The sequence below is a fragment of the Methylobacterium iners genome (genome assembly GCF_022179305.1).
Lineage (GTDB): Bacteria > Pseudomonadota > Alphaproteobacteria > Rhizobiales > Beijerinckiaceae > Methylobacterium > Methylobacterium iners.
In genome coordinates this window covers 39,154-57,881 of sequence record NZ_BPQP01000018.1, presented here as the reverse complement: position 1 = coordinate 57,881, position 18,728 = coordinate 39,154, and the positions used below count along the sequence as shown (strand labels likewise).

At 69.6% G+C, this 18,728-nt stretch carries 18 protein-coding genes and 1 pseudogene; 7 read left to right on the top strand and 12 right to left on the bottom strand.

What is annotated here, in order from left to right:
- Positions 1 to 80: 80 nt before the first annotated feature.
- Complete coding sequence (locus tag MFF55_RS06335; RefSeq protein WP_238243237.1) at positions 81 to 1,601, top strand: caspase family protein; 1,521 nt, start codon at positions 81 to 83, stop codon at positions 1,599 to 1,601.
- 155 nt (positions 1,602 to 1,756) lie between these two features.
- Here MFF55_RS06335 and glgX read toward each other — a convergent pair whose 3' ends face one another.
- Together glgX and MFF55_RS06325 are read right to left on the bottom strand one after the other, a co-directional pair.
- On the bottom strand, positions 1,757 to 3,874 hold the full coding sequence (gene glgX / locus MFF55_RS06330; protein WP_238243236.1) for a glycogen debranching protein GlgX: 2,118 nt from the start codon (positions 3,872 to 3,874) through the stop codon (positions 1,757 to 1,759).
- Positions 3,875 to 3,920: 46 nt separating this feature from the next.
- A complete protein-coding gene (locus MFF55_RS06325) occupies positions 3,921 to 5,342 on the bottom strand; it encodes an alpha,alpha-trehalose-phosphate synthase (UDP-forming) (RefSeq protein ID WP_238243235.1) in 1,422 nt (473 codons plus the stop codon).
- Positions 5,343 to 5,729: 387 nt separating this feature from the next.
- On the opposite strand from MFF55_RS06325, the gene MFF55_RS06320 reads away from it, so the two are divergent.
- The 6 genes from MFF55_RS06320 (at position 5,730) to MFF55_RS06295 (ending at position 9,571) form a co-directional block, all read left to right on the top strand.
- Positions 5,730 to 6,212 (top strand): hypothetical protein, encoded by a 483-nt coding sequence (locus tag MFF55_RS06320; protein ID WP_238243282.1) that lies wholly within the window; start codon positions 5,730 to 5,732, stop codon positions 6,210 to 6,212.
- Between the two features lie 11 nt (positions 6,213 to 6,223).
- Positions 6,224 to 6,619, top strand: a complete 396-nt coding sequence (locus tag MFF55_RS06315; RefSeq protein ID WP_238243234.1) for a phage holin family protein — start codon at positions 6,224 to 6,226, stop codon at positions 6,617 to 6,619.
- Complete coding sequence (locus MFF55_RS06310) at positions 6,616 to 7,011, top strand: DUF3618 domain-containing protein (RefSeq protein ID WP_238243233.1); 396 nt, start codon at positions 6,616 to 6,618, stop codon at positions 7,009 to 7,011. The genes MFF55_RS06315 and MFF55_RS06310 overlap by 4 nt, the downstream gene beginning before the upstream one ends.
- A 61-nt stretch (positions 7,012 to 7,072) precedes the next feature.
- Positions 7,073 to 7,804, top strand: a complete 732-nt coding sequence (locus MFF55_RS06305; protein ID WP_238243232.1) for a hypothetical protein — start codon at positions 7,073 to 7,075, stop codon at positions 7,802 to 7,804.
- A 118-nt stretch (positions 7,805 to 7,922) separates the two neighbouring features.
- A complete protein-coding gene (locus MFF55_RS06300; protein ID WP_238243231.1) occupies positions 7,923 to 9,023 on the top strand; it encodes an apurinic/apyrimidinic endonuclease family protein in 1,101 nt (366 codons plus the stop codon).
- The gene (locus MFF55_RS06295) at positions 9,020 to 9,571 is read left to right on the top strand and encodes an RBBP9/YdeN family alpha/beta hydrolase (RefSeq protein WP_238243230.1); all 552 of its coding nucleotides are present in this window, start codon (positions 9,020 to 9,022) and stop codon (positions 9,569 to 9,571) included. Before MFF55_RS06300 ends, MFF55_RS06295 begins: the two co-directional genes overlap by 4 nt.
- Positions 9,572 to 9,625: 54 nt before the next feature.
- Here MFF55_RS06295 and MFF55_RS06290 read toward each other — a convergent pair whose 3' ends face one another.
- From MFF55_RS06290 to MFF55_RS06245, 10 genes and pseudogenes are all read right to left on the bottom strand, one after another.
- Positions 9,626 to 10,645: a YcjF family protein gene (locus tag MFF55_RS06290; protein ID WP_238243229.1), complete on the bottom strand. Its 1,020-nt coding sequence runs from the start codon at positions 10,643 to 10,645 to the stop codon at positions 9,626 to 9,628.
- Between the two features lie 22 nt (positions 10,646 to 10,667).
- A complete protein-coding gene (locus MFF55_RS06285; protein WP_238243228.1) occupies positions 10,668 to 12,107 on the bottom strand; it encodes a YcjX family GTP-binding protein in 1,440 nt (479 codons plus the stop codon).
- A 117-nt stretch (positions 12,108 to 12,224) separates the two neighbouring features.
- Positions 12,225 to 13,484, bottom strand: a complete 1,260-nt coding sequence (locus MFF55_RS06280; RefSeq protein ID WP_238243227.1) for a hypothetical protein — start codon at positions 13,482 to 13,484, stop codon at positions 12,225 to 12,227.
- A gap of 81 nt (positions 13,485 to 13,565) precedes the next feature.
- Positions 13,566 to 14,081, bottom strand: a complete 516-nt coding sequence (locus MFF55_RS06275) for a SixA phosphatase family protein (RefSeq protein WP_238243226.1) — start codon at positions 14,079 to 14,081, stop codon at positions 13,566 to 13,568.
- A 5-nt stretch (positions 14,082 to 14,086) separates the two neighbouring features.
- Positions 14,087 to 15,067, bottom strand: a complete 981-nt coding sequence (locus MFF55_RS06270; protein ID WP_238243225.1) for an aldo/keto reductase — start codon at positions 15,065 to 15,067, stop codon at positions 14,087 to 14,089.
- A gap of 88 nt (positions 15,068 to 15,155) precedes the next feature.
- A pseudogene (locus MFF55_RS06265) lies at positions 15,156 to 15,434 on the bottom strand (type II toxin-antitoxin system RelE/ParE family toxin); the annotation flags it as partial.
- A gap of 22 nt (positions 15,435 to 15,456) precedes the next feature.
- Positions 15,457 to 15,738 (bottom strand): ribbon-helix-helix domain-containing protein, encoded by a 282-nt coding sequence (locus tag MFF55_RS06260; RefSeq protein WP_238243224.1) that lies wholly within the window; start codon positions 15,736 to 15,738, stop codon positions 15,457 to 15,459.
- A gap of 107 nt (positions 15,739 to 15,845) precedes the next feature.
- On the bottom strand, positions 15,846 to 16,694 hold the full coding sequence (locus MFF55_RS06255) for an AAA family ATPase (protein WP_238243223.1): 849 nt from the start codon (positions 16,692 to 16,694) through the stop codon (positions 15,846 to 15,848).
- A 120-nt stretch (positions 16,695 to 16,814) separates the two neighbouring features.
- Positions 16,815 to 17,462, bottom strand: a complete 648-nt coding sequence (locus MFF55_RS06250) for a hypothetical protein (protein ID WP_238243222.1) — start codon at positions 17,460 to 17,462, stop codon at positions 16,815 to 16,817.
- The gene (locus tag MFF55_RS06245; RefSeq protein ID WP_238243221.1) at positions 17,459 to 18,664 is read right to left on the bottom strand and encodes an ATPase; all 1,206 of its coding nucleotides are present in this window, start codon (positions 18,662 to 18,664) and stop codon (positions 17,459 to 17,461) included. Before MFF55_RS06245 ends, MFF55_RS06250 begins: the two co-directional genes overlap by 4 nt.
- Positions 18,665 to 18,728 lie beyond the last annotated feature (64 nt).

The following is an 18,728-nucleotide window of genomic DNA, read 5'->3' as shown; positions in this document are numbered from 1 at the left end:
CCTGACCGACGAGTGTCAGAATGTCGCCGCGCGTCGAAGGTACGGCCGTCTTCGGGAAGGCCGCACGCGATGAGGGGGTTATGAGGATGGGCACCGCGTATTTCGTCGCGCTCGGGGCGCTGCAACGGCTGGTGATCGCGACCCTGGCAGGGCTTGCCCTTGCTCTCACCGCGCAAGCGGCCACGTCGGAGCGGCGCGTCGCTCTCGTCATCGGCAATGCGGCCTACGAGAATTTCGGCGCGCTGGAGAACCCACTGATCGATTCCAAGGCCATGGCCGCGGCGCTGAAGCGAATCGGCTTCGACGTGGTCGAGGGCTACGACCTCAAGCTCGACGCCATGCGCAGCGTCGTCGGCCAATACGCGGCCAAGCTCGACGGGGCCAAGGTGGCCCTGGTCTACTACGCCGGCCACGGCGTCGCGGTGGCGGGCGAGAACTACCTCCTGCCTACCGACACCATCGTGAAGAGCGAGGCCGACCTCGACTTCCGGACCATGAACATCAGCCTCGTCCTGCGCCAGATGCAGCGCGAGGACCGCGTCAACGTCGTCATCCTCGACGCCTGCCGCGACAACCCCTTCGCCAAGGAGCTGGCACGCTCCATGAAGACGCGCTCGGCCGCCGTCGGCGCGGGTCTGAGCGAGATCGCCGTGAACTCGGCCGCGGGCACGATGATCGCCTTCGCCACCGACCCGGGCAAGACCGCGCTCGACGGCACCGCCGGCCAGAACAGCCCCTTCACCACCGCGCTCCTGAAGCACATGGAATCGCCCGGCGTCTCGATCAGCACGGTGATGGACCGGGTGCGGGAGGACGTCTGGCGCTCGACGAACGAGAAGCAGCGTCCCTGGGTCAACACCTCGATCATCGGCGAGTTCTACCTGAACCCCGCGCCCGCCGGCGCGGCCACCAAGGTCGCGGCCCTGGGCACCACCGACGGCATGGCGAACATGCCGGCGACCGCCGTGGCGCCGACCCTGAACCCGCAGGCCTTCGAGATGAAGCTCTGGGAGGCGGCCGAGCGCTCCAACAACGTCGAGGACTACAAGGCCTACCTGGAGGCGCATCCGAACGGCTACTTCGCGCAGATCGCCAAGAACCGTATCGCCCGCGGCACTAGCACGACCTCGCGGTCGGCCATCGACGAGACGGCGCTCAAGAGCGAGGCCGGCACGGCCAAGACCGAAGCCGAGCTGAAGCACGCCCCCAAGGACCGGATCGAGGTGCAGCAGCGCCTCAAGGCCCTCGGCTTCGACCCGGGCGGCGCGACGGGCAAGTTCGGCCCCGGCACCCGCGCGGCGCTCGCGAACTGGCAGAAGACCCGCGAGATCCCCGAGACGGGCTATCTCACCAAGAACCAGTACGCCGCGCTCTCCGAGCAGAGCGAGTCCGACTACCAGAAGCTCCTTGCCGCCAAGCCGAGCGTGGTTCGCTCCGCTGCGCCGCCTCGGCCGCGTCGCCAGCCGCAGGAGGCCTATGCCGGGCAGCCGCGGCAGGCCGCACCGCCGCCCCAGCCGCAGCGCGGCGGCGCCTCGCTCGGCGAGGTCGGCACCTTCCTCGGCGGCGTCGGCTCGCTGGTCGGCGGCATCAGGGGCCGGTGAGGGCATTCCCCTCGCCCTGGTGAGGAGCGACTAAGGCCGCGGACGCCTGTTGAGCGGCAGGATCGCCCAGTCACCCGACGTCCAACGCCTCCCCGAAGAGGAGGAGAGGCGCGTGAGGTAGTCGAGACCGCTCTACGCGGCGGGAGCCGTGGGTCTCACCCCCGTCGGCGACCGGCCTCATACGCTGCCGCCGGCCGTGCTCGCAGAACGAAGAGCGAGCGCGGCTCCAGCCGCACCCGCGCACCCGGCGGAAACAGTGTCTGCCCGGAGGGGACCGCGCCCGTCGCTCGGGTCGTGTCGAAGATCACGGCCCAGGGACCGCCGATGATGGGGGCGAGGGAGAAGTCGCAGATCCCTTCCCCCGCATTGATCAACACGAGCAGACGGTCGGCTTCCGGCAGATCGTTGCCGATCTGCATGCCGAAAGCCTGACGGCCGTCATCGGCCCAGGCCGCGGCATCCATCTCGGCGCCGCAGGGCGAGAGCCAATGCACGTCGCGCAGCGGCTCGTCCTTGTCGATTCCGGTGCCCATCAGGAAGTCGCGCCGCCGCAGGGCCGGCTGCTCCCGGCGCAGCCGTGCCAGGTTCGCGACGAAGGCCGTCAGTCCGGGATCGGGATCGTTCTCCCAATCGACCCAGCTCGTCGGGTTGTCCTGGGCGTAGGCGTTGTTGTTGCCGCACTGGCTGCGCGAGCGCTCGTCGCCCATCAGCAGCATCGGCACGCCCTGCGCCAGAAGGATGGTGGCCAGGATGTTGCGCTTCTGGCGGGCGCGCAGGCCGAGGATCGCGGGATCGGTCGTCGGACCCTCGATCCCGTAATTGCGCGACAGGTTGTGGCCGTGGCCGTCGCGGTTCTCCTCGCCGTTCGCCCAATTGTGCTTCGCCTCGTAGGCGACGACGTCGGCCAGCGTGAAACCGTCGTGGCTCGCGGCAAAGTTGATGCTGGCGAGCGGCGAGCGGCCGGATGGGCCGAAGATCTCGCGCGATCCCGACAGCCCCTGGGTCAGTTTCGGCAGCGTGCCCCGGTCGCCACGCCAGAAGCCGCGGACGCTGTCGCGGAACTGGTCGTTCCACTCGCTCCAGCCCCGGGGATAGGCGCCGAGCTGGTAGCCGCCGGCGCCGATGTCCCAAGGCTCGGCGATCATCTTGACGCGCGCGAGCACCGGGTCCTGCGCGACCGCCTGGAAGAAGGCGGCCTTGGCTGAGAAATCGTGCGGCGCCCGCCCGAGGCTCGAGGCGAGGTCGAACCGAAAGCCGGCCACGCCGTAGGCCGTCACCCAGTGTCGCAGGGAATCGAGGACGAGCTGCATCACCCGGGGATGGTCGACGTTCAGCGTGTTGCCGCAGCCGGTGCAGTCGATTTCGCGGCGGCGATTGCTGGGATCGAGCTTGTAGTAGCTCGCGTTGTCGATGCCGCGGAACGCGAGCGTCGGGCCGGTGTGATCGGCCTCCGCGGTGTGATTGTAGACCACGTCGAGGATGACCTCGATCTCGGCGGCGGCGAGTTCCCGGATCGCGGCCTTCAGCCCGCCGATGCCGGGATGGCCGAGGTAGCGCGGCTCCGGCGCGAAGTAGCCGAAGGGCTGGTAGCCCCAGAAGTTGACGAGCCCCTTGTCGACGAGGAAGCGGTCGTCGGCGAAGGCGTGGATCGGCAGGAGCTCGATCGCCGTGACGCCGAGCTTCAGCAGGTGCTCGATGATGGCGGGATGGGCGAGCGCCGCGTAGGTGCCGCGCTCCGCCTCCGGGATGTCGGGGTGGGTCTGGGTCAGGGACTTGACGTGCGCCTCGTAGATCACCGTGTCGCAGAGCGGCCGATGCACCGGCTTCACGCCGAGGTCGAGCATGTCGGGCGCGGTGACCACGCCCCGCGGCATGTAGGCCGCGCTGTCGCGCCGGTCGATGTGGTCCTCGCGCTGCAGACCGCGGCGGTGGCCGTAGAGCGCGTCGTGCCAGCGGATGCGCCCCTGGATCTCCCGCGCATAAGGATCGAGGACGAGCTTGGCGGGATTGAAGCGATGGCCATGGGCCGGATCCCAGGGCCCGTGGACCCGGTAGCCGTAGAGCTGGCCCGGATAGACCCCGCGCAGGTAGCCGTGCCAGACGTCGTCTGTGCGGCAGGGCAGCCGGATCGTCTGATACTCGTGGCGCTCGCCCGGCTCGAACAGGCAAAGGTCGACCGCCGTCGCGTTCTGCGAAAAGAGGGCGAAATTGACGCCGCGGCCGTCGAAATGCGCGCCGAGCGGGGCGGGCACGCCGTCATCAAGGCCGATCATCGCGCCCTGCGCGCCCGGGTTCGATCGATGAGGGCCAAGCCGCCCGCTATTCCGCCGCCGCCGCGGTGCGCGGCGGCTCGCGCTCGATCGTGCGGAAGTTCTCCAGATCCGAGAGGAAGTTGCGCGCCCACCAATCCACGTCCTCGCGGGTCATGCGCTCGACCATGGGCTTCCAGCGCTCCAGGCGCTCGCTGCGCGGCATGTAGAGCGCCGTGCGGATCGCCTCGGCCACCTCGAAGCGGTCATAGGGATTCACGAGCAGCGCCTCCGGCAATTGCCGCGCCGCGCCCGCGAACTTGGACAGGACGAGGACGCCGGGATCCTCGTCGCTCTGGGCGACGACGTATTCCTTAGCCACGAGGTTCATGCCGTCACGCATCGGCGTCACGAGCCCGACCCGGGCCGCGCGGTAGAGCCCGGCGAGGACGGGCCGCGGATAGGCCTTCGTCACGTATTGGATCGGGGTCCAGTTCGGCTCGCCCAGGCTGCCGTTGATCTCGCCGACCGTTTCGTTCACCTCGCGCGAGAGCTCTTCGTATTCCTGGACCTCGGTGCGGGATTTCGGCGTGATCTGGATGTAGACCACGTTGCCGCGCTGGTCCGGATTCGAGGCGAAGAAGCGCTCGACCGCCTCCATCCGCTCGGGCACGCCCTTCGAGTAATCAAGACGATCAACGCCGATCAGCAGCTTGCGGGTGCGCAGACCCGCCATTGTCTCGCGCACGGTCTTATTGGCGCCCGCGTTCTCCGCCGCCTCCTTGAAGCCTGCGACGTCGATGCCGATCGGGAAGCTGCGGATGCGGGTGCGACGCCCGTCGACCATCAGCGAGCCGCCGCCGAGGGGGATCGCCCGCAGCTCGTCGATGAGGTTGCGCGAGAGATTGTGGACGTCCGGGTCCGTCTGCAGGCCGATCAGATCGTAATCGGCGATCGCGCGGAGCAGATCGGTGCTCGCCGGCAGCGTGTTGAACACGTCGGCCGCCGGCCAGGGAATGTGGTGGAAGTAACCGATCGGGTTGGCGATCCCGAGCCCGCGCAGCTCCGAGGCCAGGGGCAGCAGGTGGTAATCGTGCACCCAGATGAGGTCGTCGGGCTCGATCAGGCGCGCGAGCGTGCGCGCGAAGGTGCGGTTGACGCGCTGGTAGCCGGCATAGTCCGAGCGCGAGAAGGCGCCGAGCCCGAGCCGGTAATGCATGATCGGCCAGAGCGCGCGGTTGGCGAAGCCGCTGTAATACTCGCGGTGGTCCTGGGGCGAGAGGTCGACGACGGCATACTGGACCCGCCCGCGATCGATCACGGTCGGCTCGGTCGACGGGTCCTCGACGACGTTGCCGCTCCAGCCGAACCAGAGCCCCTCGTAGGCCGTGAAGGCCTCCTTGACGGCCACTGCCAGCCCGCCGGCGGCGACGGCCTTGCTCCCATCCTCGGGGACTGCCACGCGATTCGAAACGATGACGAGACGTGCCACGTACTGGGCTCCGGTCCTCTGACACTCAGCGCAAAAACGGTGCGCGACGGTCTTGATCCATCGGGTGAACGCGCGGAAGCGTGACGCGATCCGTCGACCACAGCCAAGCGCCAACGAACCTTGTGGGTCAATGGGGCGAGCGGATGTTTCTGAGACAACCCAGGATCGGCGGCGGCTTTTCCAACCTACGCCGGCCGAGGCGCCCCCGATGCCGCCACCGCCCCACCATCGCGAACCGCGATGGGTTGAGCTTGGCCCTTTTGCGATGCGGGAGATGAATGGGGGCTGACCCGGTCGGCGGGGCGGCTTTCGGAACCGCGGCCCCCTGCCGCTGTTGACAGCACAACATCCACTCTCACGACGACGAGGAGTCTGCCCGTGAATGCCATCCACCCGGCTGGACGAACCAGCGCCGAATCGACGGCCGCTCGCCCGGCCGATGACACCGCCGACCTGAAGGACCTGCGCAGGGATGTCGACGGCATCGCGAACCTCGCCGTCGAGCGGGGACGCGGCTTCGTCGACGCGGCGCGCCTTCAGGCCACGGAGTACGTCGACCGCCGCAAGGGCGACGCGGCCCAGTCCGTGACCGATCTCGCCCGGACGCTGCGCGATTCGAGCAAGACCTTCGACGACAAGCCCAACATCAAGGCGTTCTTCGACAGCGCGGCCGAGGGTCTGGAGCAGCTCGGCACCTCGATCGAGCAGCGCAGCTTCACCGATTTCTACGAGGATGCCGAGGCCTTGGCGCGTCGCGCACCGGTCGCCGTCGCGGTGGCGACGTTCGTGACCGGCTTCGTCGTCGCCCGCTTCGTCAAGTCGTCGAGCGTCACCCCGGCGAACGTCGCCCGCGACCGCTACAGCGCCTGAGGTCGCCGGCCATGACGAACGGAACACCCTCGAGCATCCAAACCCTGATCGGGGATGCTCTGCGCGAGACCAACGATCTCGCGCGCAAGGAGATTGCCCTCTTCCGCAACGAGATGACGAGCAACGTACGCTCGCTGTTCATCGGGCTCGCCCTGATGGTCGGCGCGGCGGTGTTCGCGGTCGTCGCGCTGTTCGTGCTGGTGGGCGCCCTCGTGAAGTGGGTCGCGATCCTCGTGCAGTCGGACGCCATCGCCGCCTCCATCGTCGGCGGCGTCCTTCTCGTCGTCGCGATCGGGCTTGCCCTCTGGGGCAAGAACGCGATGTCGCTCTCGACGCTCGCCCCAACCCGCACCACGCGGCAGGTTCGCGAGGACGCCCGCGTCCTCTCTGAGAGGGTCTCGGGATGAGCGCTTCCTTGAACGATCTCGAGAAGGACATTGAGGCGAGCCGCGCCCGCCTCGACCAAACCATCGACCGCATCCAGGACCGGCTCTCGGTGTCGAGCATCGTCGACGAGATGCTCGGGACCGCGCGGCGCAGCACGCCCCTGGGCGGTGCCTATGATGGCGCCCTCGATGCCGTTCGGCGCAATCCGGTTCCCGTCATGCTGATCGCGGCAGGCGTCGGTTGGCTGATCCATCGGATCTCGACCGACTCGGCCCGGCAGGCCGCGCGGCGCCGCGTTCAGCAATCGGCCGATCGCCTGCCGGTCCTGAACACCGGTGCGGCCCGGGTCTACGATCCGGACCGGCCGACGCTCCAGCCGACGAGAGAATTCGCGGAAGAGACGCAGGTCTGACCGGACCCGCATGCGGCCGGGTCAGCGATGATCCGGCGACCAGATTGGACAGGAGCTATCCATGGCTGTGAACAACAAGTCGGATATTGGCGGTCAGCCGCTCACCGACGAGATCGCCACCGCGGCCGGCCTTCCCCGCGGCACGACGGCGAGCGAGACGATCCGCAAGGTCTCGGACGACGTCCAGGCCCGGGACAAGTTCGGCACGACCGGCACCAACACCACGGGCGCCAAGTCGGGCACGGGCTCGGCGTCGGACAAGGCCTCCGACGCGATCGACAGCGTGAAGGATCGCGCCGCCGGTCTGGCCGGCGACGTCAAGCAACGCCTCGGAGAGACGGTCGGGGATCTGCGCGACAAGGCGTCTTCCACCTATTCCGACACGCGGGAGTGGGCTTCGGACATGCGCGACACCCACAGCCGCCGCATCAACGACTTCGCGGACCGCGGCACCGCGCATGTCCGCCGCGGCCGGAGCGCCGTCGAGGATTTCGTGAGTGAGAACCCGCTTCTCGTCGGCGTGGTCGGTGTCGCGGCCGGGCTCCTGCTCGGCGCGCTCCTGCCCCGTACCCGCAAGGAGGACGAGACCGTCGGCCATTGGTCCGACGAGGTGAAGGACACGGGCCTGCGCTACGCCCGCGAGTTCACCGAGCGCGGGCGGGAATTCGTCGAAACCGCGCTCGACCCGGAAAACCTGAACGCCGCAACTCAGCGCGCGACCGGCCAGCCGGCCGAGACGAAAAGCGCCGGCGCCCCGCCGCCCCGGGGGCCGACCAGCACCTCGCATCACTGATCGGGGCAATCCAGACGTGGTCAGAAGGGGCGGTGCCGAAAGGTGCCGCCCCTCTTCGTTCGAGCAGGCTTGATCGGCGAAGGTTGAGTCCGAAGCCGGCGAAGCGCGTTGTCGCTTCATGACATCGGATCCTCAGCGCCTCGGCTTCTGCTGCAAGTTCATTCCCGACCCGGAGGTCGAGCACAAGACGGCGAAGGCGGCGCGCGAGGCGGCGCTGGTGATGAACCTCACCAGCGTCACGATGGCCTATCTTGGGCGCCTCGACCCCGTGGCGGCGCAGGTCAAGCTCGCGGAGATCGTCCTGCACAACCTCGCGGCGCTCGGCCGGCAGGTGGCGTGGGTCGCGGAGCGTCCTCCGCTCGAGCGCCTGCTGCGCATGGCGAGCAACATCCTGCCCGGCTACACCCACCCCGCAGCCAGGCCGCTCTACGCCGATCCGGACCTGCGCCGCGCCATCGAGACCGAACTCGCCGCCATCGGCGAAAGGGCGCGAGTCGCTGGCGTGCGCTTGAGCCTGCATCCGGGCCCTTTCTGCATCCTCGCGAGCCGCAACGAGGCGGCCCTGAGGAATGCCATCGAGGAGCTCGACTATCATGGGGAGATGATGGCGCTCCTCGGCTACGGCACCGGCTGGCACCCTGACGGCGCGCACATCAACATCCATGTCGGCGCCCGCGACCCCGGGATCGACGGGTACCGCGCGAACCTCTCGAAGGTCTCGCGGGTCGCGCGCGACCTCGTGACGGTCGAGAACGACGAGAACTCCTTCGGGCTCGACGCCGTCCTGCGACTCGGCGACCTCGTGCCCATCGTGCTCGACATCCATCACCACTGGGTCGAGAGCGGGGGCCAGTACATCGAGCCGGATGATCCCCGCATCGCCGCGATCCTCGCCTCCTGGCGCGGGGTGCGGCCCGTGAGCCACATCAGCGTCTCGCGCGAGGCATTGCTGCCGGACCACGACCCGGCGGCGCTGCCCGACTTCGCGGCGCTCTCCGCGGCAGGTCATTCCTGGCGCGACCTCGCCGCCCATTCCGACATGATGTGGAACAGGGCCCTGAACGATCTCGTGGCGCGCCACCTCGCCTGGACCGATTTCGAGATCGAGGCGAAGTCCAAGAATCTCGCCTCCGTGGGTCTGGCCGAGCAGATCCGGGGAGGCACCGGGCACCGCACCGTCTCGACGAGTGTCGAGCGGGCCGCTATCGCAGCCCCATGAAGATCGCCGATTGCGAGATCCTGATCCTGCCGGGCTTCGGCAATTCCGAGGGCGAACACTGGCAGGCCCGCTGGGGCGAGCGGCTGCCCGGCGCCCGGATCGTGGCGCAGGACGATTGGAACCAGCCGGAGGCCGCGGCCTGGCAGTCCAACATCGTGGAGGCGGTGGCGCAGGCGCGCCGGCCCGTCATCCTCATCGCGCACAGCCTCGGCGTGGTCGCCGCCGTGCAGGCTGCGCCCCGCTTCCCCGCGGGGATCGTGCGCGGCGCCCTCCTCGTCGCTTTCCCGGATGTCGAGCGCACGCCGAACCTGCCCGCGAGCGTGACGGCCTTCGCGCCGGTGCCGCGCGATCCCCTGCCCTTCCCCTCGCTGCTGGTGGCGAGCCGCAGCGACCCTTATTGCGCCTACGAGCGGGCCGAAGATTTTGCCTATGCCTGGGGCGCCTCGCTGGTCGATGCCGGCGAGTCCGGGCACATCAACACCGCGAGCGGGCACGGCCCCTGGCCCGAAGGGCTGATGCGGCTGGCGGGGTTTCTGAAGAACCTGTGAGACGTCCCTCCCCAAAATAGGGATGAAAGCGACGCGGCTTCCAATCCTATCTCCCTAAGGCACCGGCTCGTCCGCCGATTTCAGCAGCTCCCCGGCGACATCGGAGAGTCGCGGCGGCGCTTCGCGGGTGAACGGCAGGGGCCGGCAGACCGCCAGCGCCGCGAGACCGAAGCGGGCGGTCATCAGGCCGTTGAGCACGCCCTCACCGAGCTTCGCCGAGACGCGCGCCGCGATGCCGAGGCCGAGCGCCTGCTGGATCAGGCTGTCGCCGACCGCCACGCCCCCCGTGACGGTGAGATGCGCGAAGGCGGAGCGCGCCAGGCGCAGGAAGCCGAGGAAGCCCGGTCGGCCGCCATAGATCGTGGCGATGCGCCTCAGCAGCCTCACGGCCGCGAAGACCACGAAGACGACGTCGACGATGGCGCGCGGGCTGAGGGCCGTCACCGCCGAGACCTGCTTGGCCGCATTCGCGATGGCGTTCTTCGCCTGTCGGTCGAGGGAGGCGAGGAGCTCGTGCTCGGCGAGCCCGAGGCGGTCGTCCACGTCGAGGATGGCGTCGCCCAGGGTGGCGAGGCGGTTGCGGCCGGCCGCCAGGGCCGGACGCTCCGCGTAGAGGGCGATGAGGTCGCGGACGACCGCCTGCGCCGCACTGTGATCGCGGATCGCGAGCGCCTCCATTGCCCGGCCGCGCAGAGCCTCGATCTGGCGCTCACGCCAGACGCCCCGCAGCTCGCGGGCGACGATGGCGAGGAGGGCCACGGCCGCGACCGCCAGCAGCGCGAGCGCGACGCCGCCAAGCCAGGGCGCGGCCGAGAACAGATCGGCGATCAGGCGCTCGACCGAGAGGCCGACGCCGAGCGCCACCAGCCCGCCGAGCGCCGAGAGGAGCAGCGTCAGCCAGGGCGCGCGGGCCTTGGGCGCCACCGGCACCGGCGTGCCGTCGGCCGCATCGACGATCTCGAAGGGCTCCTCGACGATCCGCACTGCGCTCGGCGGCGCGGGGGCGATCTCGCCGGTGGGACCCGGCTCGGCGGAGGGGATGCGGAAGGCGCGCGGGCGCTGGGTTGAGGACATGGGATCGGCCCTGTGCCGGCTGTCAGGCGAGCTTGTCGCCGATGAGGAACTGCATCGCCCGGTCGAGGCGGATCTGCGGCAGGTGGCCGGGTCGGCCCAGGGCGTCGGGTCTCACCGGCGGAGGGCGGAAGCGGGGGAAGCGCAGGGAGCCCGGCGCCACCGCGCCCTCGAGCACGGCGTCGGGATGGGCCGGCAGCTCGCCGGGGAAGATCGCCGCCTCGCTCAGGCCGTCGAAGACCTCGTCGCCGACGCGCTCGCCCGCCTCCGGAGTGCCCGAGACGGCGCGCAGGATCTCGTCGCCGTCGTGGATCGTCGTCTCGCGCGTCGCGCGCACGGAGGCGAGTGCCGCGGTCCCGACCCGCGCGCCGGCGGCCTCCGTCCGGCGCATCGCGCGGGCCACGAGGAGGCGCAGCAGGGCATCGAGCCGGTCGTGGCTGGTCTGGTGCAGGTGGTCGGCCTTGGTCGCTGCGAACAGGATGCGATCCGCCCGCGGCGCGAACAGGCGCGAGAGGATGGTGTTGCGCCCGATCCGGAAGCTCAGAAGCACGGAATCCAGCGCCTCCTCCAGCTCCGCCACGGCCGCCGGGCCGGCATCGACGGCGGCGAGCACGTCGACGAGCACGATCTGCCGGTCGACGCGCTGGAAATGGTTGCGGAAGAACGGCTCGACCACCTTGGCCTTGTAGGCCTCGAAGCGGCGCTCCATCAGTCCGGCGAGGCTGTCCGGCCGCAGCCCCTCGCCGAGGCGATCGAGGGGCGCGAAGGTGAGCGCCGGCGAGCCGGCGAGGTCGCCCGGCATCAGGAAGCGCCCGGGCGGCGTCGTGGCCACGGCCTCCGGCCCGGCGCGGAGCGCGGCGAGGTAGGTCTTGAAGGCCGTGCTCGCCCCCTCCGCCACGACCTCGTCGAGAGGCGCTTCCGGATCGAGCCCCTTCAGCGCTTCGAGCCAGGGCGCGGCGATGGCGGCGCGGCCGCTGCGGCGGGTGCCGGCGATGGTGGCGCGGGACCAGCCCGTATAGGTCTGTTCGATGAGCGCGAGGTCGAGCAGCCACTCGCCCGGGTAATCGACCACGTCGAGCATCAGGGTGCCCGGGCCCGAGCGCCAGCCGCCTTTGCGCTCATACTCGATGGCGAGGCGGAACTGGCTGATCCGGTCGGTCGAACGCGGCCACAGCCGGGCCTCGGTGAGCGCCCCGAAATGGTCCTCGAAGGGAAAGCGCGGGATGTCGTCGTCCGGCTGCGGCACCAGCCGAGCGCGGCGCAGGCGGCCCTCGTGCGAGGGGGCGAAGGCCGGCAGGTCGTGGGCCTCGACGAGGTGGTGGATGAGCGCGGTGGTGAACACGGTCTTGCCCGAGCGGGCGAGGCCGGTGACGCCGAGCCGGAGGGTCGGCTGGATCAGGAGATCGCTCGAGGCCTCGGCGAAGGCCTTCACCGCGGAGCCGGCGCGCGCGGCAAAGCTGGTCATGCGTCGGTGGTCTCGGGCGGCAAGGGCGGACTCGGAGGGGGATCAGCGGGGCTGAGGTGGCGCCCTCGCCCCCTCACCGCAAGGTCCCTCTCACGCTTGCCTCGAGCGTCCCGTGCGTCACGGAACGGCGCTCGCCTCCGGCGAGGCTCCTGCGACCGGACGCGCGGCGAGGCGGGCCACGGCCGCATCGACGAGGGCAGGTGCCGCCCGGAGCGTGCCGAGCTCGAAGCCCGACATCGCCAGCATCACGCGGGCGAGATTGAGCGTCGGCGTGCCGTCGGAGGCGAAGAGCTTGAGGTCATCCTCCATGCCGAGGCCGGCGCTCGCGGCAATCCGCCCCGCATAGTTGCGGATGCGCGTCTCGTCGTTGGCGCAGACCGGCGCGGGAAGGCGCAGGTCGAGGAGCGGCACGTCGGGTAGGCCCGCCGCGATCGGCGGCAGCGAGGCGGATTCGGCGGCGAAGCGATCGCGGCGGTCGATGCCACGGGCTGAAGCGGGCGTAGCGTTCCGCTCCTGCGGTTTCTTGAGGAGCACCGAAGGCGCGACCAGCAGGACGGATGGCTTGACCAGCAGCTCCGAGGGCTTGGCGATGATCGTCGAGGGCTTGATCAGGAGGCCCGGACTCGGAGCGAGCTCCGCCGCGGCCACTCGCTTGGCGGGCTGCGAACGCTTCGGCTCCGCCTTCGCGATCTCGGACCCGGTCGCGCGGACCTGGCCGCCGAGGCGTGCGCGCGCCGACCAGGGCTGGACGCGCAGGCCGCCCTGCGGCGCGATGGCGACCCGCTTCACGGCGCTGCCCCTGCCCTGCCGCGCGAGGTAGCGGGCACGCAGCGTCTTCTGGATGCCGCGCGGAGCGATGTCCGACGCGACCCTGGGGGTGGTGGCCGATGCCGCCGGCGCAGGCGTGCCCGCGACGCGGCATTCCGCCGGCGCCCAGCGGCGGACGATGGAAAGCGCCGTACGGCGACCGAACTCGCGGTAATAGCGCCGGAGCAGGAGCGCGGCGGCGTCGGCTCCGGCCGCGGCGCTGGCGAAGCCGGTATGCCCCTCCGCATCCGCGCCGATCTCGCCCTCCCAGCGCGCGCGCTTGATGCACCAGTAATTGTTCAGCTTGACGCAGCGGGCGACGAAGGACGGATCGGTCACCGAATAGCGCGTCACCAGCGCCAGGGAGGCCGGCCGCAGGGCCTCCCCCGCTTCCTGCCGCCAGTTCGAGACTGCGCGCGCCTCGGGTTGGAAGAGGGGCGCCACGCTCGGCGCCGGTCCCATCCGCGACAGCCCGGCCTGCGCCTTCGCCAAGCCGCTGCGGGCCGCGCCGAGTCCGTCCTCGAGCTTCGGCATGAGCGTCGACACGACGAGGAGCGTGGTCAGGAGCACGGCGCTGGCGGGGTCGACGGAGGGCGGGAATCAAGCAACGGCCGGAGCACGCAAAGCGTTCAACCAGGGGAACGGGAAGCCCTACTCGTCCCCAAGATCCTTGGGCGCGACGAAGCGCTCGATCCGGCCAGTGCCTGGCGCCACATCGCTCCAGTGTTCGAGATCGAACGCGATGACGGCCAGCGTCGCGGTCGGGAACTCCGTGTCGAGACGCCGGCGAAGCTCGCGCGGTCCCGCTCCGACGAGCTGCGTCGCGAGGTCCTGTGTGCCGGGATTGTGCCCGATCATGAGGAGGCTCGCTGCCGTGTGGGGCGTCGCGCGGACCACGTTGAGGAGCGCCTCGGGCGGGGCCTCGTAGATCGCATCCACGATGGCCGCCTCAGGAAGTCCGAGCGCCTCGCGGACGGGCTCCCAGGTCTGGCGCGTCCGCAGCGAGGGCGAGACGACGACGTGATCCGGCCGCAGATCCTCGGCGGCGAGGTAGGCGGCCATCCGGGGCGCGGCGGCGCGGCCGCGCGGGTTCAGCGGCCGGTCGAGATCGCCGACGCCCGGCGGCCGGTCGGATTTGGCGTGGCGCAGGAGCATGAGACGCAGCATAGGGCCTACTCGAAACCGACGACGGCGTGGGGGGTGTAGGGCGCCTCGAGCGCCGCGATCTCGTCGGCGCCGAGGTCGAGCGAAAGGGCCGCGACGGCGTCGTCGAGGTGCGAGGCCTTCGACGCACCGATGATCGGCGCCGTCACGGCAGGCTTGGCCGCGACCCAGGCGAGCGCGACCTGGGCGCGCGGGACGCCGCGCCGGGCCGCGATCTCGGCGACCTTCGCGGCGATGGCGCGGTCCGCCGCCTCGGCGGCATCGTAGAGCTTGCGGCCGACCTCGTCCGTGTCCTGGCGTCCGCTGGTAGTACCCCAGTCGCGAGTGAGACGCCCTCGGGCGAGCGGGCTCCAGGGCAGCGTCGCGATCCGCTGATCGACGCAAAGGGGGTGCATCTCGCGCTCCTCCTCCCGATGGAGCAGATTGTAATGGTCCTGCATCGTCGAAAAGCGTGTCCAGCCGTGAAGATCGGCGGTGAAGAGCGCCTTGGCGAATTGCCAGGCGTACATCGACGAGGCGCCGATGTAGCGGGCTTTTCCGGCCTTCACGACGTCGTGCAGCGCCTCCAGCGTCACCTCGATCGGCGTGGCGTAGTCCCAGCGATGGATCTGGTAGAGGTCGACGTAATCGGTGCCGAGCCGCCTCAAGCTTGCATCGATCGAGGATAAGATCGCCTTGCGCGAGAGCCCGCCGGCATTGGGCTGGCTCCGGAGGGGGAAGTAGCACTTCGTCGCGATGACGATCGCGTCGCGGTCGGCGTAGTCCCGCAAGGCGCGGCCGACGATCTCCTCGCTGGTGCCGTCCGAGTAGTAGTTGGCGGTGTCGAAGAAATTGATGCCGAGATCGAGCGCCCGCCTGATCAGCGGCCGGCTCTCCTCCTCTCGCAAGGTCCAGGGATGGGGACCGCGCTCGGGAATGCCGTAGGTCATGCAGCCGAGGCAGAGCGGCGACACGTCGAGGCCGGTGCGGCCGAGTTTTTTGGTTTTCATGCGGACTCCCGCGGAGAGACTTCCCGGGTGAAAGACGCCTGACCTATCTGGTGGCCTTGAGGCGAGAGGCACCGTCTCTGGTCGACGCTCACAGGAGCGCAGTCAAATCACGGCGGCCATCAACGACGCGCACGATCTCCAACTCCGTCAGGTCGCCTTCGTCCGTATCCGGGATCGTCTCGTAGAGGATCAAATAGGGCGGCTCGACGAGTATGCGCATGGATGGGCGTATGTCCGGCCGGCGCGGTCCCATGCGGGGATGAAGCGCGAGCTGATTCGAACGTTCCTCGATGCGATCGTAAAGACGCTCCGCAGCCGGCGGATTCCCCGCGCCTATAGCGACATACAGGTCGATGAGGTCCTCGCGAGCGCGCCTCGATCAGACGACCCTAACCGGCATCGCCGCTGCGACTTATCGTCGATTTCAGGCGATCACGGCTTTCCCGACGCAGCGCCTCGAAATCGATGGGACCATACCGTCCGCTCGCCTTGCCGACGTCCCATGCTTCCGCAAGCCATTCGACATCGGAATCCCGGGAATGGCGGCGAACAAACCAGAGGCTGACTGCCTCCTGGACCGCCTCACTGGTCGACGCGAACTCGCCGGCCTCCACGGCCGCGCGAAGCTCGGCGGCCATCGGTTCGGGAATGGCGATCGTCAGGCGTTCCATATCGTCCAAAGCGCCCTCCCTCTCAACGGTTTGGCGTCGTTCGAAGAGTCCTGGCGCTTACCATAGCTCACCTCGCAGCGCCGCAAACAGATGCGCGCCGCGCGAGTTCAGGAGCGCCCTTCCCGCCGCATCATGAAGGCGAGCTTCTCGAACAGGCTCACATCCTGCTCGTTCTTCAGGAGCGCTCCGTGCAGCGGCGGGATCAGCTTGCGCGGATCGCGCTCGCGCAGCTGATCGGGGCCGATATCCTCGGAGACGAGGAGCTTGAGCCAGTCGAGCAGTTCCGAGGTCGAGGGCTTCTTCTTGAGGCCGGGCGCCTCGCGGATCTCGAGGAAGATGCGCAGGGCCTCCTCGACGAGACGGTGCTTGATGCCCGGGTAGTGGACGTCGACGATCCGCTGCAGGGTCTCAGCGTCTGGGAACTTGATGTAGTGGAAGAAGCAGCGGCGCAGGAACGCGTCCGGCAGCTCCTTCTCGTTGTTCGAGGTGATGATCACGATGGGACGCCGCTCCGCTCGCACCGTCTCGCCGGTCTCGTAGACGTGGAACTCCATCCGATCGAGCTCGGTCAGGAGGTCGTTCGGGAACTCGATGTCGGCCTTGTCGATCTCGTCGATCAGCAGCACCGGCCGCTCGGGCGCCGTGAAGGCCTCCCAGAGCTTGCCCTTGCGGATGTAGTGGCGGATCTCGGAAACGCGCGGGTCGCCGAGCTGCGAGTCCCGCAGGCGCGAGACGGCGTCGTACTCGTAGAGGCCCTGCTGCGCCTTCGTGGTGGATTTCACGTTCCAGGTCAGGAGCGGCGCGCCGAGCCCCTTCGCGATCTCCTCAGCGAGCACGGTCTTGCCGGTCCCCGGCTCGCCCTTCACGAGGAGCGGGCGCGCCAGCACGATGGCGGCGTTGACCGCCGTGGTGAGGTCGGGGGTCGCGACGTAGGCGTCGGTACCGGTGAAGCGCATCGTATCGAGGCCTAAGAGTGGAACGGAAGCGGGATTGCTCCGCGGGCGCGGGACGCTCGCAGTGACCCTGGGTCTACGGCCGGAGGCAACGTATGGCCACCCTAGCCCGTCAGACGCCGCTCACGTCTTCTTCCCCTCACTCCACACGCAGTTCCGGCCCAGGATCTCGAGGTTCACGTCAGACTTCGCGGGTTGCGGCAGCACCTTGCCGTCCATCGCGAGGTCGATCTTGATCTCCACCTGGCCCTTCGCCTCGTTCTGGCGGCGGGAGAAGTAGCAATATTGCTGGAACGGCACGTCCTCGTTGGCGCGGAAGTTCCAGCCGGTCACGATCTGCCCGTCCATGTAGGGCACCTGCTTGAACACCGTGAAGGTGGTGTTCACCGGCGCCTTCGAGGCCGGGGCGGCATCATTGCCGAGCTGCGCCTGGGTCGGCGTCGGGGCGCCGCCGCGCGGCAGGCCGCCTTCGAGCCTCAAGGTGTTGTCGGTAAGCGTCACCTCGCCCTTGGTCTTCAGCGTGATTTCGGACAGAGCCGCCTGCATCGCGGAGGCGATCTTTTCCGCCGCGCTGTCGAACTGGTTCATCGTGGCGTAGCCGTAGAACGCGGCGCCGGTGCCGAGACCGAGGAGGGCCGCGAAGGCGCCCGCGCCGAGGCACCGGAACAGGAAGGCGCGGGCCGCGACGATGCGCGCCTCCGCGCGGAGGCGGCCGTTGACGCTCTGCGCGAGGACGACGTTCTCCGGGGTGCCGGGCGTATGGATGCTCATGCGCCGGCTCCCGCGCTCGCGGGCACCGCGACGGGCGCGCCCGGACCTGTCCGCCGATCCATCGGGATCACCGCGCCGGACGCGACCGCGGCGTCACGCTCGGGTTTCGCCTGCGGCACCCCCATTTCCTGGCGGAGGGCTTCGGTGATCGAGTCGAGCATGTAGGGCGTCGCCGCCGGGTCGACGGTGGCGCCGAGGTCGTCCTCGTCCATGAAGGTCTTGCGCACCGAGACGGCACAGAGCGCCAGGATCGTCGAGGCGAAGGCCGCGCAGAGCGCCGGCACGAACACGAAGATGCGCAGGAAGGCGTGGACCTGCGCGTCGGTCACGTCGATTGGATCGACGCCGTAGACCATCGCCGTGAAGGAGTGGAGCTGCGAGCGGTTCACGGCATTGCGATAGGCCTGCTCGGCATCCGCCACGCGCCGGTCAATGGCGCCGCGATCGAGGGTGGCGCGGAAGGCCCGGGCCTCGTCGAGCTGCTTGGTGACGTTCGCCCGCTCCGTCCCCGCAATGTTCAGGCTGGCTGCCACAGTCGCGGTGCGCGGGTCAGGGATGCACTTCAGGTTCGAATAGGCCTTGCCCTTGCTGTTCGTGCCCGAGATCCGCTCGCAGCGCTGGGCCGGCAGGGCGGCGAGCTGCGCCGCGTTGTCGGCGGAGCGCCGCTCGATCGTGCCGAGCTCCGCCGTGTACTGCGCCACGCGGGCATCGGCCGCCGCGATCCGCGTGTCGAGGCTGGCACGGTCGGCCTGGGCGTCCTTGAGGGCGGTCTTGGTCTTGGCCGCGTCCATGAGGCGGGGATGGAACATCATCTCGCCGAGCTGGGACACCGATTTCGTGGTTACCCCCGCGGCGAAGATGATGCCGAGGATCGCGAGGCCGCGCACGACGTAGGAGCGCTGCGTGCGCGCCAGGATGCCGAGCGGCACCCGGCAGAGCTCGACCGCGGCGTAGACCAGCGGCGCGAGCAGCATGAAGTAGAAGGAGTGGCTATCGCCGTCGCTGTAGACGCCCGCGAACAGCCAGGCGCCGGCGAGCGAGGCGCCGATCACCATCGCCTCGACGAGGTAGGCGATGCCGACATAGCCCCACTTGATGCGGTAACCCTTCTCGATATGGCGCTCCTGCGTCCAACGCTCGGATTCGCGGATCCAGTCGCGGCGTTCGCGCTGGACGTCCCGGCTCGGCGGGTTTCTCGGCATGAGGCACTCTTGGTTCGCTGCGCGGCGGCGCGACGGTTAACGGACGCTTAAGCTCGGCCCTATG